Here is a 14,868-nt window from a genome sequence, read left to right as displayed (position 1 = left end):
GAAATGTCGGGTGCCGCACCCGCCTTCCGCGACATGATCGACACCATGAACAATGGCGGCAAGATCGCCATTCTGGGCATCGCGCCGACCGGCTTCGAGATCGACTGGAACAAGGTCATCTTCAAGATGCTGCATCTCAAGGGCATCTATGGCCGCGAAATGTTCGAGACCTGGTACAAGATGATCGCGCTGGTGCAGGGGCCGCTCGATGTCAGTGGCCTGATCACCCACCGCATCGGCGTGGACGACTTCCAGGCCGGGTTCGAGGCGATGAAGAGCGGCAATTCCGGCAAGGTGGTGATGGATTGGTGAGGGCAGCCTTGGGGGCTGGACTCCACGGCTCGCCATCCGCGGCGTGAAAACCCGGAACAGGGCGATTTTTGAATTCGTGAGGGTGATGATGACGCTTCTTTATCGTTCAGGGCTGTCGAATCCAGGACTAGATTGCCATCTGGCGCCTCTGACAGCGGGTAGTCGTGTTAAGGAGCATTCCTCAACGAGACCGGGCAAGCACGAATGAAGACTCAAATAGTCGTCGTTGGCGGTGGGGCTGGAGGCCTTGGACTCGTGCGCCGGCTCGGAGCACGGCTCGGCCGCAAAGATTTCGATATCATTCTTGTCGAGCGTAACCACACCCATGTATGGAAGCCGCTGCTCCATGAGGTCGCGGCCGGATCACTCGACGCAAATCTGGACGAAGTGGGCTATCGCGGCCACGGGCACCGTTGGGGCTACCGCTTCTTCTACGGGTCGCTGGAGTCCATCGATCGCGCCGCGCGGCAGGTCACAGTGGCGCCGATATTCGACGATGACGGGTCGGAGCTGGTCGGTCGACATCGGCTCCGATACGACTACCTCGTTATCGCGATCGGGTCGGTTTCAAACGATTTCGGCACTCCCGGAGTCAAGGATCATTGCCTTTTCCTCGAAGACCGTCATCAAGCGGATCGCTTTCGATTGAAGTTGTTGAATCATTGTCTTCGAGTGTCCAGGACAATGTCAGCTGATCCAACCGACGACCGCTTTGTTGACATAGCTATCGTAGGTGGCGGTGCAACGGGCGTCGAGCTCGCTGCCGAACTCTACAATGCTGCATCATCACTTAGACATTATGGCCTGGAAGTCTTCGACGAGACCCGGTTGCGGGTCACTTTGGTAGAGGCCGGGCCGCGGATTCTTCCGGCTCTCCCAGATGCTTTGGCAAAGGCCGCGCATCAGGAACTTGAAGCCCTCGGCGTCCGGGTGCTCGCAAAGACAGCAGTATCCGAAGCAACCGAAAAGGGATTGAGGTGTGCCAACGGGGAGCAGATAGACGCCGATATCTGCGTCTGGGCTGCAGGCGTGCAGGGGGCAAATATTCTAGGAGAGCTCGACGCACTTGAGGTGGCGCGCAGCAGGCAACTTGTCGTCCTTCCCACCCTCCAAACGAGCCGGGACGAGCGCATCTTCGCTATCGGCGATTGCTGCTTTTTCAAGCCGGAAGGGGCGGGCGGCCCGGTGCCGCCACGCGCTCAGGCTGCCCACCAGATGGCATCGATCGCTTATCGCAACATTCTTCACTTGATTGCCGGGGAAACGCCGGAAGCATTTGTCTATCGGGACAAGGGCTCGCTCGTGTCGTTGAGCCGGTTTTCCACCGTCGGCAGCTTGATGGGAAACCTCGTCGGAGGGCGGATGGCGATCGAGGGGCGGCTGGCCAGGATGATCTACGTGTCTTTGTACCGCATGCACCTGGTGGCCATACATGGCTGGATCAAGGGCCTGGCTCTAATCCTGGTCGGCCATGTCAACCGGGTTGTCCGTCCGCGTCTCAAATTGCATTGACGTTGGTCAGGCGCGTGGCAGGCTGCGACCGAAAGATGCCGCTGAGGTCTGCATTGCACCTCGCCTGACGACGCCCGAGTGGTCTTGCCGCGTTCCTCGCCCGATTTGCGCCATATGGCATGCCGACGGACGGCTCAAAACGAATGATCCCGCTGAATTGAAGGGGCATAACAGCAGCGAAATCTGCCCGCCGGACGCCACTCTAAGGTCCGACTACAAATGTGACTTTGGATCAAGCGACAGCGTTGCACCTATGGCCGTTGATCATGACAGGGATAGCGTCAGCGTCCCGACCGAGCTGATGAAATTCGAGACCCGCCATGTGCCGGGCGCGCTGAAGCTGTCGCAGGAGATGGGCTGGCCTTATCGCCAGGAGGACTGGGAATTTGCCGTGACGGTCGGCACTGGGCTGGTCCTCGAGCGGGCAGGACAGGTGATCGGCACTGCCATGTCCTGGAATTACGGACAGGCCTATGCCACTGCCGGGATGATCATAGTCACTGGCTCGGCGCAAGGCGGCGGCAACGGCTCCCGGCTCTTTGACGGGTTGCTTCAGGCCGCGGACGGGCGCAACGTGCTGCTCAATTCGACGGAAGAGGGGCTCGGGCTCTACAAGCGACGCGGCTTCACAGCCTGGGGCACGGTGGTTCAGCACCAGGGCCCGCTGACCGTCGCCGTGACGCAGGGTACCCGCGACGACATCCGCCAGGCGACGGCCTCTGACCTCGCGGCAATCCAGGCCTTCGACGAACGGGCGACAGGCATGCCCCGGCCGTCGATGATGGCTGCCCTCGCTGATGCGGGCAATGTTCTGGTCATCGAACGCGCGGGGCGTATTGCAGGCTACGCCATCGCCAGGCGGTTCGGCCGCGGCTACGTGGTCGGCCCTGTTGCTGCTGAAAGCGCCCAAGACGCGCGGCTTCTGATCCTGGCCCAGCTTGCGACGCTTCACGGCCAGTTCGTGCGCATCGACGTCTATGCCGAACACGGATTGGGCGACTGGCTGGAGAGCCTGGGCCTCGCGCGTGTCGGGGATGTGATCGCGATGGTCAAGGGGCGACGGCCCGTCTCAGACGGGACGGCCCGCATGTATGCCTTGGCAAATCAGTCGTTCGGTTGAGGAATGAGGTAGGAGAGCGATGGATACGAATGTAGATATCCGTGAGGCGGTCCAAATGATCGACGCCCTCATCACCCCGTCGCTGCTTCTGGACCGGGGCCGGCTCGAGCGCAACATCCAGCGTCTGGCCGAGCATGCCGGAAAGCTTGGCGTGGTGCTGCGCCCGCATATGAAGACGGCCAAAAGCATCGACGTCGCCCGACATGTGTTCCCCGGCGAACCCGGTCCGATCACGGTCTCGACCATCGCCGAGGCGGAGTATTTCGCCGGCCACGGCTTTCGCGACATCACCTATGCGGTCGGCATGTCGCCGGCGTCGGCCGTCCGCGCCATGGAGCTTTGTCGCCGCACCGGCGCCGATGTGAAGCTGTTGCTCGATTGCGTGGAGCAGGCCGACGCCCTGGCCGGTGTACGCGAAGCCACCGGTGTGACGCCGTCCGTCTTCATCGAACTGGACTGCGACGACCATCGCGGCGGATTGAAGCCGGACGATCCCAAGCTGCTCGATGTGGCCGACAGGATCGTCGCAGCCGGCGCCAACCTGGTCGGCGTCCTCGCCCATGCCGGCGAGTCCTATGGCTTGAGCACGCCCGATGCGCTGGTCAAGGCAGCCGAGGACGAGCGTTCGGCCACCGTGCGCGCCGCCGAAACTTTGCGCGCCCACGGCCATGCCTGCCCGATCGTCAGCCTCGGCTCGACGCCGACGGCGCACTTTGCGGAGAACCTCGAAGGCGTCACGGAGCTGCGCGCCGGGGTCTACATGTTCTTCGACCTCGTCCAGCACGGAGTAGGGGTCTGTGCCATCGACGACATCGCGATTTCAGTGTTGGCCACGGTGATCGGCGCCAAGCCGGAAAAGGGATGGGTGCTGGTCGACGCGGGCTGGATGGCGCTTTCGCGCGACCGCGGAACCGCAAACCAGCAGGTCGACCAGGGTTACGGTGTCGTCTGCGATGAAAAGGGGCGGGTGCTTGAAGATGTGATCGTGGCGCAGGCCAGCCAGGAACACGGTATCCTCGCCATTCGTGCCGGTTCTGGAAAGTCCATGCCCGATTTGCCGCTCGGGGCTCGGGTCCGGATTCTGCCCAACCATGCCTGCGCGATGGCCGCCCAGCACCACTTCTACAGCGTCGTCAACGGGGACAGTCCCCGGATCGAAGCCCGTTGGGAGCGGATCCGCGGATGGTAGGGGCTGCAATCGCGACGCTTTGCATGGCGCCCATGCAAACTGACGCACTGGTCGTGCAATCATGAAGCTTACATCTTATTGGCTGGACACCTCTCAGCCGTTCAACGAGGGCGCGTCCAAACCGCTCGAAGGCCACTACGATGTAGCGATTGTGGGCGGCGGCTTGACTGGATCCTCCGCCGCGTTGGCCCTCGCCAAAAAGGGCGCCCGGGTTGCACTGTTGGAGGCCGAAACGATCGGCAACGCCGCATCCGGCCGCAATGGCGGCATGTGCAACAACGGTTTTGCGCAGAACTATGCAATCATGGCCGGCAAGCACGGCAAGCCGGCCGCAAACGCGCTCTACAAGGCTTTCGACGCCGGCGTCGATATGGTCGAGCGGCTGGTGCAGGAAGAAAAGATCGACTGCAGCTTCTCCCGCGTCGGCAAGCTGAAGCTTGCCGCCAAGCCCGAGCACTACGACATGCTGGCGCGCAGCCAGGAACTCTTGGCGGCCAATGTCGATCCCGGAACGAGGATGATCGCGCGCGCCGACCTGCGAGACGAAGTCGGCACCAACCGCTATTATGGCGGGCTGCTGTTTCCCAAGAGCGCCAGCATGCATGTCGGCCGGTTCGTCAGGGGGCTGGCGACCGCGGCGGCGCGGCGGGGCGCAGAGGTCTATGAAAACGCCCCCGTCATGGTTTTGCGCAAGGTCGCCGACGGGCATGAGGTCGAGACCCCGCGCGGCAAGATCGTCGCGCGGCAGGTCCTGCTGGCGAGCGGCATTTCCCAGGTCGGTCCGCTCGGATGGATCCGCCGCAGGATCGTGCCGGTCGGCGCCTTCCTGGTCGTGACGGAACCGCTGTCGCCTTCGCAACTTGAGCGCCTCATGCCGACCCGACGCAATGTCGTCGACACGCGCAATCTCGTTGTCTACTGGCGGCTGACCCCGGACAATCGCATGCTGTTCGGCGGGCGGGCCCGGTTTGCAGTATCCAATCCGCAGTCCGACGAGAAGAGCGGCCGGATCCTGAAAGCGGCGATGGTCGAGGTCTATCCGGAACTGGCCGACATCCGCATCGATTACTGCTGGGGCGGCATGGTCGACATGACCCGCGACCGCCTGCCGCGCGCCGGGGAGCGCAACGGAATCTACTACTCGATGGGCTATAGCGGCCACGGCACCCATATGTCGACGCTGATGGGCAGCATCATGGCCGATGTCATGGACGGGCGTCCCGACCTGAACCCCTGGAAGGATTTCGACTGGCCGGCGATCCCTGGATATTTCGGGCGTCCCTGGTTCCTGCCGATCCTCGGTGCCTATTACCGCATGAAGGACCTTGTCACATGATTTCGCCCCTCGAACACCTGTCCCGCAACGGCCGCCTGGACAAGTTCTTCATCGACGGTCAATGGGTCGAGCCGAAGGGCACCGCCGAAGGCGTCGTGGTGAACCCCGCCACCGAAGAGGTCGTGGCCCGGTTTCCGCTCGGAAACAGCTGGGATGTGGACGCGGCCGTTGCAGCGGCCCGCCGGGCGTTCGCCACCTGGAGCCGTACCAGGCCGGAATACCGCGCGGGTCTGCTTGATCGCCTGCAGGCGCTGCTCGAAGCGCGCAATGAACTGCTTGCGCAATGCTTGAGCCTCGAAATGGGCGCGGCGATCGGATATGCGCGCACCGCGCAGGTGCCGCTGGCGATCGCCCATGTGCAGGTCGCTCGCGATGTCCTGAAAACCTTCCCCTTCGTCGAGCAGCGCGGCCACACCGCCGTCACCCACGAACCGATCGGTGTCTGCGCGCTGATCACGCCCTGGAACTGGCCACTCTACCAGATCACCGCCAAGGTTGCGCCGGCGCTCGCCGCAGGCTGCACGGTCGTGCTGAAGCCAAGCGAGCTCTCTCCTTTGGACGCGCTGCTGTTCGCCGAGGCGATTGAGGAAGCCGGCTTCCCTGCCGGTGTCTTCAACCTCGTCAATGGTGACGGCCCGGGCGTGGGTATGGCTCTCGCTTCGCACACGGATGTCGACATGATCTCCATTACCGGCTCGACCCGTGCCGGCATCGCGGTGGCCCAGGCCGCCGCGCCGACGGTCAAGCGCGTCGGACAGGAGCTCGGCGGCAAGTCGCCGAACGTGATTTTGCCCGACGCCGATCTCGACCGTGCCGTTTCACGGGGCGTAGCCGCCGCCTTCCGCAATCTCGGCCAGTCATGCAGCGCGCCGACGCGCATGATCGTGCCGCGCGAGCGGCTGTCCGAGATCGAGGCAATCGCCAGGAGGGCCGCAGCCCAGATCATCGTCGGCGATCCGCTTTCGGAAACCACCACTCACGGTGCAATCGCCAACCGTTCCCAGTTCGACCGCATCCAAACCATGATCGGCGTCGGCATTTCAGAGGGCGCCAGGCTCCTCACCGGCGGGTCGGGTCGCGCGGACGATCTGAGCGTCGGGTTCTATGTCAAGCCGACCATCTTTTCCGACGTGCGCACAGGCATGCGCATTGCCCAGGAAGAGGTTTTTGGGCCAGTTCTGTGCATCATCCCCTACGACACAGTCGAGGAGGCCGTCACTATCGCCAACGATACGGTCTACGGCCTGGGGGCCCATGTGCAGGGCACGGATATGGGCGCCGTCAGGGACGTCGCCTCGCGGATCCGCGCCGGTCAGGTTCATCTCAACTACCCGGCCTGGGATCCGCACGCCCCGTTTGGCGGTTTCAAGCAGTCCGGAAACGGACGCGAATATGGCATCGAAGGCATGTTGGAGTATCTCGAGGTCAAATCCATCCTCGGCTATTTCTAGGCGACATCTTCGCCTGGCAATCGAGCAGCGGTGGAGGCGGACCGCTCGAAGCGGACGAGCGTGGCCGCCGGGTATTCGCTGCGAGTGAGGCTCGTGCTGCGGGTTGTGGGCTTGCGGTGGTGTCTGAGATCACCGGTCTGGCCCGTTCGACGATCGGGCGTGGCATCAAAGACCTCGATGTTGCGACGGCGCGCGGGCAGGTGCGTCGACAGGGCGTTTGTCTATGCGATCGAATGTAGTGGCAGAGAACTCTGGCCCGGAGCTTCCTCGATCGTTCGAAGCTCTGCCGTGCTGAGTTCAATTGGCGATCATTTTGACCAGGACTAATCTCCCACGCTCTCTTGATGTCCTTCGAGGCACGCCGAAATCGCCCGCAGCTGGAATTCCAGTGCGGGGCCCTCTGCCGGGAACCGGCCGTCCAGCGCGGAGGTGCCGACGGTAAATCCCGCTGCGCCACTGTTGCGAATTGTCTCGACCTGATCCGGCCGGTCCACCGATCCCGCGACGATTACGGGCTTGGGCACGGCCCGGCACACAGCGTCGATCAGAGACGGCACATTGCCTGCCGAACGGTAGGCGAGAAGGTCGAGACCGGCGACACCGGGATGGCTGGCGAGCGCGACGGCGCTTTTGACGATCTCGGCCTGCGATCCTTGGAGAATGCTCGGGTGCCCGACGATGCGACCCGGAAACGGATAGTAGCGCATGGGCGTCCTTTCCAGCAGCGGCAGCACGTCCTCGGCATGGGTGCCACCGAGAAGAAAGTCGACGCCGAGGTCGATCGCCGCCTTGACCGAGCGGATCTCGCTGTCGCGGTCGAGCGATACAACTTCGAGATAGGTGCTGGCTCCGCCCTCGCGGATCTGGCGGGCGAGGGCGGCGAGCGCGTCGAGCGGCAGGCCGATGTCCTTGAAGCCGACGTGGCGGATTCCGGCCCCCAGCGCCGTTTCGGCGTGGACGGCGGCGTCGGTCACGGTGCGGTCGTTGCGTGTCAGCATGAAGATGAAGTCGAATTGGGTCATGGGGTGACGGCTTTCTGGTTCGGGAGGGAGGCCTTCAGCCTAAGGGCGAAGTCGAAGGCGGTCTCCAGGCTGGAGGGGTCGGCAACGCCAGACCCCGCGATGTCGAAGGCGGTGCCGTGATCGGGGCTGGTACGCACGAATGGCAGGCCCAGCGTGACGTTCACGCCATGGTCGAGGCCCATATATTTGACCGGGATGAGGCCCTGGTCGTGATACTGCGCGACCACAATGTCGAAACGGCCCTTGCGGGCCTGCATGAACACGGTGTCGCCTGGCCATGGGCCGGATGCGTCGATCCCTTCGGCACGGGCCGCCTCGATCGCCGGCCGGATGATGCGGATTTCCTCGTCTCCGAAGAGACCGCCTTCGCCGGCATGCGGATTGAGGCCGGCGACGGCGACGCGCGGATGGGAGATGCCGAGCGCCTGCGCACCGGCATCGGCCAACCGGATGGCGTCCATCTGCGCCGCGAAATCGCCCTTGCGGATCGCCTCGGACAACGAACAATGGATGGTGACGAGGACCGTGCGAATGTCCTCGTTCGCCAGCATCATGGCGACCTTGGGAGCCCCGCCATGATCAGCCAGGATTTCGGTGTGGCCGGGATAGTGCAGACCGGCTGCTGCGAGCGCCTCCTTGTGAATGGGCGCCGTTACGATGCCGCCCACCCAACCGTCCCGCGCCAGTCCGATCGCGACAACGATGGCGTCGAACGCCGCGCGTCCACTGACGGCCGAAACCTGGCTGACCGGTGGCAGGGCGGAAAGCTGCGAGGAGCAAAGCACGTTGAGGGTTCCGTCATCGAGCACGGTCTCATCGACGGAAGCGATCGGCCGGACCCGCACATCAGGATCGAGCGCGCAAAGGGCGTGGGTCATCACCAGCGGATCACCGACGACGATCCAGTGTCGCTTGTCCGGTCGACGGAGATACATTTTTGCGATGATTTCGGGGCCGATCCCGGAGGGATCACCCATGGTCACGGCGAGAGGAGCGTCATGGGCGGTCATGAATCAGCCTTTCAGGAAGCGGTTTGCCAGCAGGTCGCGGGCGGCATCAAGGAGTGCCGAGGGTGAGCCGAAGCCTCCCGCCTTCATGGCGATGGTAAGCGGCGTTCCATCCGCCCGTTCGGCGCGGCCGACCGGAAAGCCGGGCTCCAACTCGCGGGTGAGAAGGAACCTGATGATGCCGAGGCGGTCGAGGATCGCCGCCATCGACTCGCCGCCGGTGGCGATCACCGCGTCATAGTCGCGCCGGGCAACCGCTGCGGCTGCTTGTCCAGCGAGGTTCGTCATCACCGCGCTGGCATTCTCCTGCCGTTGCAGCGGTGCCCGAAGACAAATCACACGGGCGTCGCCGGGGAGGTCGGCCAGGTCGCCGACGACGGGAACGCCTTGCACCTGCAAGGTCTCGCATTGGGCGCGCGTCACCGGATTGGCGCTTCCTGCGACGATCACCACCCGCCCGGCTTGGCCGGTTGCCGGGCGTCCATCCGGCACGGCAGGGACCAGCAATGCCAGCGCGATGGCGAGACCAGGAGAGCCCACCCAAAGAACAGTCTCAGGATCGGGGATGCTGGCGACCTGTCGGTTCAGTATGTCCTGGCTGTCGGCGTCGAGGATCAGAATGGATGCGTTCGTCGCCGCATCGCCGGAACTGTCTGGGGCGATAATGATCGGTTTCCCCAGGGACGGGTCGACCAGATCGGCAATGTCCGAGGTGCCTGCGGGGTGGACTGGATCACGGCCGTAGACGCTTTGACTCACGGAAATGCCGTTCACCGTCTGGATCCCGCCGACGGTGAGCCGCCCCGCTGCGGGAAAGGCTGGAGCGATGACAAGCCTGCTCCGGCCGCTGGCGCGAAAGGCGGCGGCCACTTCCTCGCGGATATGGCCGCGCAGGGTCGAATCGATCGTTTTGAACAGAAGGCGGGCATGCGAGAGGGCCGACACGGCGTCGGCGATAGCCCTTGTCGCCTGCCAGATGTCGGAGGCGCGGCTGTTCGTATCAATCGAAGTGATAGCTCCATTCTCCGCGCCGTCGACTTGTCGCTTGATCACAGGTGCATAGCCGCTCGCGAGAAAGGCCGCCGCGCCGTCGGTAGCACTGGTCAGGTCGTCGGCGACTATCCCGATCAGGAGAGATGTGGTCTGCTTCATGTTGGTGAGAATAGCAGAACGATCGGAACCGAATATCGATATGAACTGACGATTTATGGTGATATGAAATCACCAATGAAGCGCTCTGAAGTACCTTCGCTCGACGACCTGCGCGCCTTCCAAACAGTGGCGCGTCTGGGGTCTGTGCGTGCTGCGGCTGCCGAACTCGCTCTGACGCATGGTGCAGTCAGCCGCCGCGTCTCCAAACTGGCCGCCGATCTTGGCTTGCGCTTCCTCGAAGCGGACGGGCGCGGGGTGCGTCTGACCTCCGATGGCGCGAAGCTGGCGGAGGCAACCGGCAAGGCGTTCCATTTAATCACTGATGCCTTGGCAGAAATCAGATCCAGCTCGACGCCCATTCCGATCATCCTGTCCTGCGAGCGCTCGCTGGCGATGCGCTGGCTGATCCCGCGTCTGTCTGGGTTTCAGGATCGATACCCGGATGTCGAGGTGCATCTGTCAACCGGCGGCGGAGGGCTCGACTTCGCGCGTGACCGGGTGACGCTTGCGATCCGCCGACTCGATTTTCTGGTGGACCCGGAATGGACCATCATCAGGCTGATGCCGGAGCGGGTTGGTCCGGTCATGCTGCCATCCCTGCGCAAGCGGTTCGAGAGTGGCGACTATGTGGCGCTCGGATCACGGACGCGACCGGATGCCTGGGAAGCGTGGCTCGACGCGCACATGGATGCGCCGCGTCCTCGAACGACCCGATTGCTGGACCATCATTTCCTGATGGCAGAAGCCGCCCTGGGTGGTCTTGGCGTTGCTCTTGCCCCCCAGGCGATTGCAGCGGACGACGTCGCGAATGGGCGATTGGAAGCACCACTCGGCTTTGATCGCGACGGGACGGACTACGGCCTGATCCATCCGAAGTCGGTCATTGTTTCAACCGGCCTCGCCGCATTGCGCGATTGGCTGACCGCCGAGTCCGAGACATCGTTCAAGCGGCAGGTGCTTGAGAACAGCTAAACCAGGAAAATAAGGTCGCCTTTGCGCCCGTATCGGCTCAGGCGGGGCGAAAGAGACAGCACTGCCAAAGGGCGTGCTGGTTTGGCGGTCGACCTGAGGGCCTTCTGCTGAATGACCATGCATTGCGGCACATTCTGCCAAACGCCTGCGATTATGCTCGGGCAATAGGGCAGATTGACAGGAACCAGGGACATGGATCGCTTCCGGCCGAAATACGTGACTTTTGATTGCCACGGCACGCTCATCAATTTCCAGATGGCGGACGCCGCCAGGGATTTGTTCGGTCATCTTCTGGATGGGCCGGGCATGGACGAATTCATCAAAAACTTCCAGGGCTATCGCCTCGATGAGGTGCTGCAGGACTGGAAGCCTTATGCAGATGTCGTTCACAACGCACTGGAACGCACCTGCCGCCGCAACAGCGTCGCATTCCGTGCCGAAGACGCCGAAACGATCTACAACCGCATCCCGATCTGGGGGCCGCATCCCGACGTCCCCGAGGGATTGGCCAAGCTGGCCAAGGAAATTCCGTTGGTCACCCTGACGAACTCAATGGTGGCCCAGATTCCGTCGAACGTGGCAAGGCTCGGTGCGCCGTTTCATGCCGTCTTGACCGCTGAAGAGGCGGGTGCCTACAAGCCGCACTTCAAGGCGTTCGAGTACATGTTCGACACGCTGGGTTGCGGCCCGGAGGACATCACCCATGTGTCCTCGTCGTTCCGCCACGACCTGATGTCCGCCTATGATCTGGGGATCAAGAGCAAGGTCTGGGTCAACCGCGGCCACGAGCCGGCCAATCCCTTTTACGAATACACCGAAATCCGCGATGTGACGCAGCTGCCCGGCGTTTTCGGACTCTGAGGGGCGAGGACAGGCCGGAGACCCGCAGAGCACTGCGCCCATTTTGCGAGGGCGGCCAGCGGCGCCGTCTCAAACACCGCGAGAAATGGAACTGCAGGGCGTCATCGCTGGAGCGCTCCATCTGTCGAAGCATGAAGGACAACGGTTCCCCAACAGGCGAGGATCTTTCGAATTGGGCGCTTATGGTGATCTGGCCCCCGATGAAGAAGCTGGTCAGCTCGATGGCTCCATGACGGCAGGATGCGATCATCTGGCTTACGCGGCAGCTTCAACCGAAGCTTATTTTCGCGCTGCCGCCGCAAGCCTGGCGATGCGGCCGGGCGCTTCCGAACCGGACATGTCGGCGGCACTGCTGAAGCGCCACTATGGATTGACGGGATCGATCGCGACATTGTCCTCCGAGGTTGAGCGCACCGTTGACGTCAACCTGCTGGATGGCCGCCGGTTGATCCTGAAGACGTCGGCAACAGCAGAGGCGGTCGACAGCTTTCGTTTTCAAACCGCCGCCATGGCCGGATTGCAAGGGTTCACCGGCTTCGTCGCACCCGAAGTGCTCCGCACGACCAGCGGCGCGTTGATGTTCGAGCAAGAGGGGATGTTCGAGCAAGAGGGGACATGCGGGTACTTGCAGACCCGGATCGAGGGCATTCCGCTGCACCAGGCGACGCCAACTCCCGACCTGCTTTTTCGAACCGGCAGTGCTCTCGCCCGGCTGGACCTGGCTCTTGAGTTGGTCAGTGTGCCCGCGGCTCACCGTCCCGTTCTTTGGCACATCGGTTGCTGGTCGAGGTTGATGGAACTGGAGCAATACCTGCCATCCCTGAGCATTGCCGAGGGCGTACGCGTCGCGATGGCGGAGTATGCGGAGTTCGTTGAGCCACAAATCTCTGACGTGGCGTGGCAGGTAACTCATAATGATCCCAGCCCATTCAATATGATGGTGACTGGCCAGGGAATGGGTTTCATCGATTTCGGCGATGGCTGCTGGAGTCCCAGGATCCAGGACCTGGCGATCGCAGCAAGTCACGTCGTAGGGGATTCGACACTTCCTTTGGGTGGAGCCGAGCATCTTATTGCCGGCTATGCCTCTGTCATTGCACTTTCGGCACTGGAAGCAAAATTGCTCGTCGGACTGATGCGGGCGCGACAAAGCGCGTTGATCCTGGTCAACTACTGGCGGTCCCACCTTTTTCCGGCCGATGCCCAATACATCAAAAAGAATGTCTCGCGTGCCGAGCACGGACTTTCCATCCTGGCGCCTCTTGGTGTCGCATCGGGCGAGGCAGCCGTCCTGGCGGCAATCTCGTCGTTTCAGCCGTAACGCATCTCGGTTCGCTCGACCGGCACGCTAACCCAAAGACGAACCGCGAATTGATCAAGGCACTCTTTCAGATAGGCAGCGGCACATGTCCACAGATCTCATGCCTAATCGCTACAGGCCCGGCGAATCCGATCTTCCGAGGCGCGAGTCCGAGCTCATTGCTCGCCGTGACGAAGTACTTGGGGCCTCCTATCGGCTTCAGTACCGCCGGCCCGTCCACTTCGTTCGCGGTGAAGGCATGTGGCTCTACGACCCTGACGGGCGTGCCTATCTTGATTTCTACAACAACGTGCCATCGCTCGGCCATTGCCACCCAGAAGTAAACGCCGCAATGGCTGAACAGGCGGGCCGGATAAGCGCCAACACGCGCTATCTCGAGCCAAAACTTATCGACTATGCCGAGCGACTGGTCGACACTTTCCCAAGCGAGCTCGACCGGGTGGTTTTTACCTGCACGGGGAGTGAATCCAACGATCTGGCCCTGCGTATCGCGCGATTTGCGAGCGGCAATGAAGGCGTGATCGTCTCGACCTACGCCTATCACGGCACCAGCGCGGCTGTCGCCGCGGTTTCCCCGAACCTTGGCGACGCCGTCAAGCTCAGCCCATTCGTGCGCATGGTATCCCTGCCTGGTCCGGAGGGTGTGCCGGAAGCCCAAGCTGCGGACTTTTTCGAGGCGCAAGTACGCGCAGCCATTGTAGATCTGAACCGTCGTGGCATCGGCGTTGCGGCCCTGCTCATCGACAGTATTTTTTCCAGCGATGGCGTATGGGTCGATCCTCCTGGCTTCATTGCCGGTGGAGTTGCGGCGGTGCGGAAGGCAGGTGGTCTCGTCATCGCCGACGAAGTTCAGCCGGGTTTTGGGCGAACCGGCGCTCATATGTGGGGCTTTGAACGGCACGGGATCGTTCCCGATCTCGCTACCCTCGGCAAGCCGATGGGCAACGGATTTCCAATTGGCGCGGTCGTTGGTCGCAAAGCACCAATGGAGCAATTTGGCGCAACCGCTCGCTACTCCAACACGTTCGCCGGAAATACGGTTGGCATAGCGACCGCCGACGCCGTGCTGGCGATCCTGCAGCGCGATCAGATCCCCCAGAAAGCGCTTGCCATGAGCCAGCGCCTCCGAGCCGGGCTGGAGAAAATCGCGCAGCAGCCATATGGAGTTCGCGCTATCCGAAACGCCGGTCTGTTCTTTGGCATCGACATCGGGCGTGAGGGTGCCCCAGCGGCAAGCCGGCGGGCAATGGCACTGGATGTGGTGAACGCAATGCGCGACGACGGCGTCCTTGTCAGCACGACAGGGGCCAACGAGGATTCGCTCAAAGTGCGCCCGCCGCTCGTTTGCCAGGCCGAGCATGTCGATCTTTTTCTTGCAGCCATCGAGCGGGCGCTCATCAAGGTCGCGGGCTAGACCGCATAGCTGCGAGCAGGTGGCCAGGTCCTGGTTCCCAGCTGCGGTAACCGACCGGGATCGTCACGCCATAGATCGGCGAGGCTTCCGCGTTCTGAGCTCGAACGCTGTCGATCTCAACGCAGCCGATAGCGAGAGCGGTCGACACGGCGATGACGGCTGCAATTGCAAGCTTGCGTCTCATGCGCTCGCTCCGTCC

General features: G+C 62.8%; 14 protein-coding genes and 1 pseudogene. 11 read left to right on the top strand and 4 right to left on the bottom strand.

Annotation, left to right across the window (positions count from 1 at the left end; translation table 11 throughout):
• The 7 genes and pseudogenes from AC0L2A_RS12250 to AC0L2A_RS12220 form a co-directional block, all read left to right on the top strand.
• Positions 1–312 (top strand): zinc-binding dehydrogenase (locus AC0L2A_RS12250; protein WP_473609007.1); only part of this gene is annotated, 312 nt, incomplete at its 5' end.
• Positions 313–516: 204 nt separating this feature from the next.
• Complete coding sequence (locus AC0L2A_RS12245) at positions 517–1,824, top strand: NAD(P)/FAD-dependent oxidoreductase (RefSeq protein WP_473609005.1); 1,308 nt, start codon at positions 517–519, stop codon at positions 1,822–1,824.
• A gap of 253 nt (positions 1,825–2,077) precedes the next feature.
• Complete coding sequence (locus tag AC0L2A_RS12240; RefSeq protein WP_473609004.1) at positions 2,078–2,944, top strand: GNAT family N-acetyltransferase; 867 nt, start codon at positions 2,078–2,080, stop codon at positions 2,942–2,944.
• A gap of 55 nt (positions 2,945–2,999) precedes the next feature.
• A complete protein-coding gene (locus tag AC0L2A_RS12235; protein ID WP_473609002.1) occupies positions 3,000–4,133 on the top strand; it encodes an alanine racemase in 1,134 nt (377 codons plus the stop codon).
• A gap of 61 nt (positions 4,134–4,194) precedes the next feature.
• A complete protein-coding gene (locus tag AC0L2A_RS12230; RefSeq protein ID WP_473609001.1) occupies positions 4,195–5,469 on the top strand; it encodes an NAD(P)/FAD-dependent oxidoreductase in 1,275 nt (424 codons plus the stop codon).
• Entirely contained in the window at positions 5,466–6,920 is a 1,455-nt protein-coding gene (locus AC0L2A_RS12225) for an aldehyde dehydrogenase family protein (protein WP_473609000.1), read from the top strand. Before AC0L2A_RS12230 ends, AC0L2A_RS12225 begins: the two co-directional genes overlap by 4 nt.
• Before the next feature lie 13 nt (positions 6,921–6,933).
• Positions 6,934–7,135: pseudogene (locus tag AC0L2A_RS12220) on the top strand (ISAzo13 family transposase); the annotation flags it as partial.
• Positions 7,136–7,243: 108 nt separating this feature from the next.
• Here the strand turns inward: AC0L2A_RS12220 and AC0L2A_RS12215 are convergent.
• Genes AC0L2A_RS12215 through AC0L2A_RS12205 form a run of 3 tightly spaced genes read right to left on the bottom strand, consistent with a single transcriptional unit; the run spans position 7,244 to position 10,101 of the window.
• On the bottom strand, positions 7,244–7,942 hold the full coding sequence (locus tag AC0L2A_RS12215; protein ID WP_473608998.1) for a 4-hydroxythreonine-4-phosphate dehydrogenase: 699 nt from the start codon (positions 7,940–7,942) through the stop codon (positions 7,244–7,246).
• Complete coding sequence (pdxA, locus tag AC0L2A_RS12210) at positions 7,939–8,952, bottom strand: 4-hydroxythreonine-4-phosphate dehydrogenase PdxA (RefSeq protein WP_473608997.1); 1,014 nt, start codon at positions 8,950–8,952, stop codon at positions 7,939–7,941. Before pdxA ends, AC0L2A_RS12215 begins: the two co-directional genes overlap by 4 nt.
• A 3-nt stretch (positions 8,953–8,955) precedes the next feature.
• A complete protein-coding gene (locus AC0L2A_RS12205; RefSeq protein ID WP_473608996.1) occupies positions 8,956–10,101 on the bottom strand; it encodes a four-carbon acid sugar kinase family protein in 1,146 nt (381 codons plus the stop codon).
• Between AC0L2A_RS12205 and AC0L2A_RS12200 the strand changes: the two genes are divergently transcribed.
• The 4 genes from AC0L2A_RS12200 (at position 9,988) to AC0L2A_RS12185 (ending at position 14,669) form a co-directional block, all read left to right on the top strand.
• Entirely contained in the window at positions 9,988–11,073 is a 1,086-nt protein-coding gene (locus AC0L2A_RS12200; protein ID WP_473608995.1) for a LysR family transcriptional regulator, read from the top strand. The two genes, AC0L2A_RS12205 and AC0L2A_RS12200, sit on opposite strands and share 114 nt — an antisense overlap.
• 192 nt (positions 11,074–11,265) lie before the next feature.
• The gene (locus tag AC0L2A_RS12195; protein ID WP_473608994.1) at positions 11,266–11,934 is read left to right on the top strand and encodes a haloacid dehalogenase type II; all 669 of its coding nucleotides are present in this window, start codon (positions 11,266–11,268) and stop codon (positions 11,932–11,934) included.
• Positions 11,935–12,019: 85 nt separating this feature from the next.
• On the top strand, positions 12,020–13,255 hold the full coding sequence (locus AC0L2A_RS12190) for a phosphotransferase enzyme family protein (protein WP_473608993.1): 1,236 nt from the start codon (positions 12,020–12,022) through the stop codon (positions 13,253–13,255).
• Between the two features lie 85 nt (positions 13,256–13,340).
• On the top strand, positions 13,341–14,669 hold the full coding sequence (locus tag AC0L2A_RS12185) for an aspartate aminotransferase family protein (RefSeq protein WP_473608991.1): 1,329 nt from the start codon (positions 13,341–13,343) through the stop codon (positions 14,667–14,669).
• On the opposite strand, the gene AC0L2A_RS12180 is transcribed toward AC0L2A_RS12185, so the two are convergent.
• On the bottom strand, positions 14,653–14,853 hold the full coding sequence (locus AC0L2A_RS12180; RefSeq protein WP_473608990.1) for a hypothetical protein: 201 nt from the start codon (positions 14,851–14,853) through the stop codon (positions 14,653–14,655). The genes AC0L2A_RS12185 and AC0L2A_RS12180 overlap by 17 nt on opposite strands.
• Positions 14,854–14,868 lie beyond the last annotated feature (15 nt).

The sequence above is a fragment of the Mesorhizobium sp. WSM4844 genome (assembly GCF_055811775.1).
The sequence above is the reverse complement of the archived record's forward strand: the minus strand, read 5'-3'. Positions and strand labels throughout refer to the sequence as shown.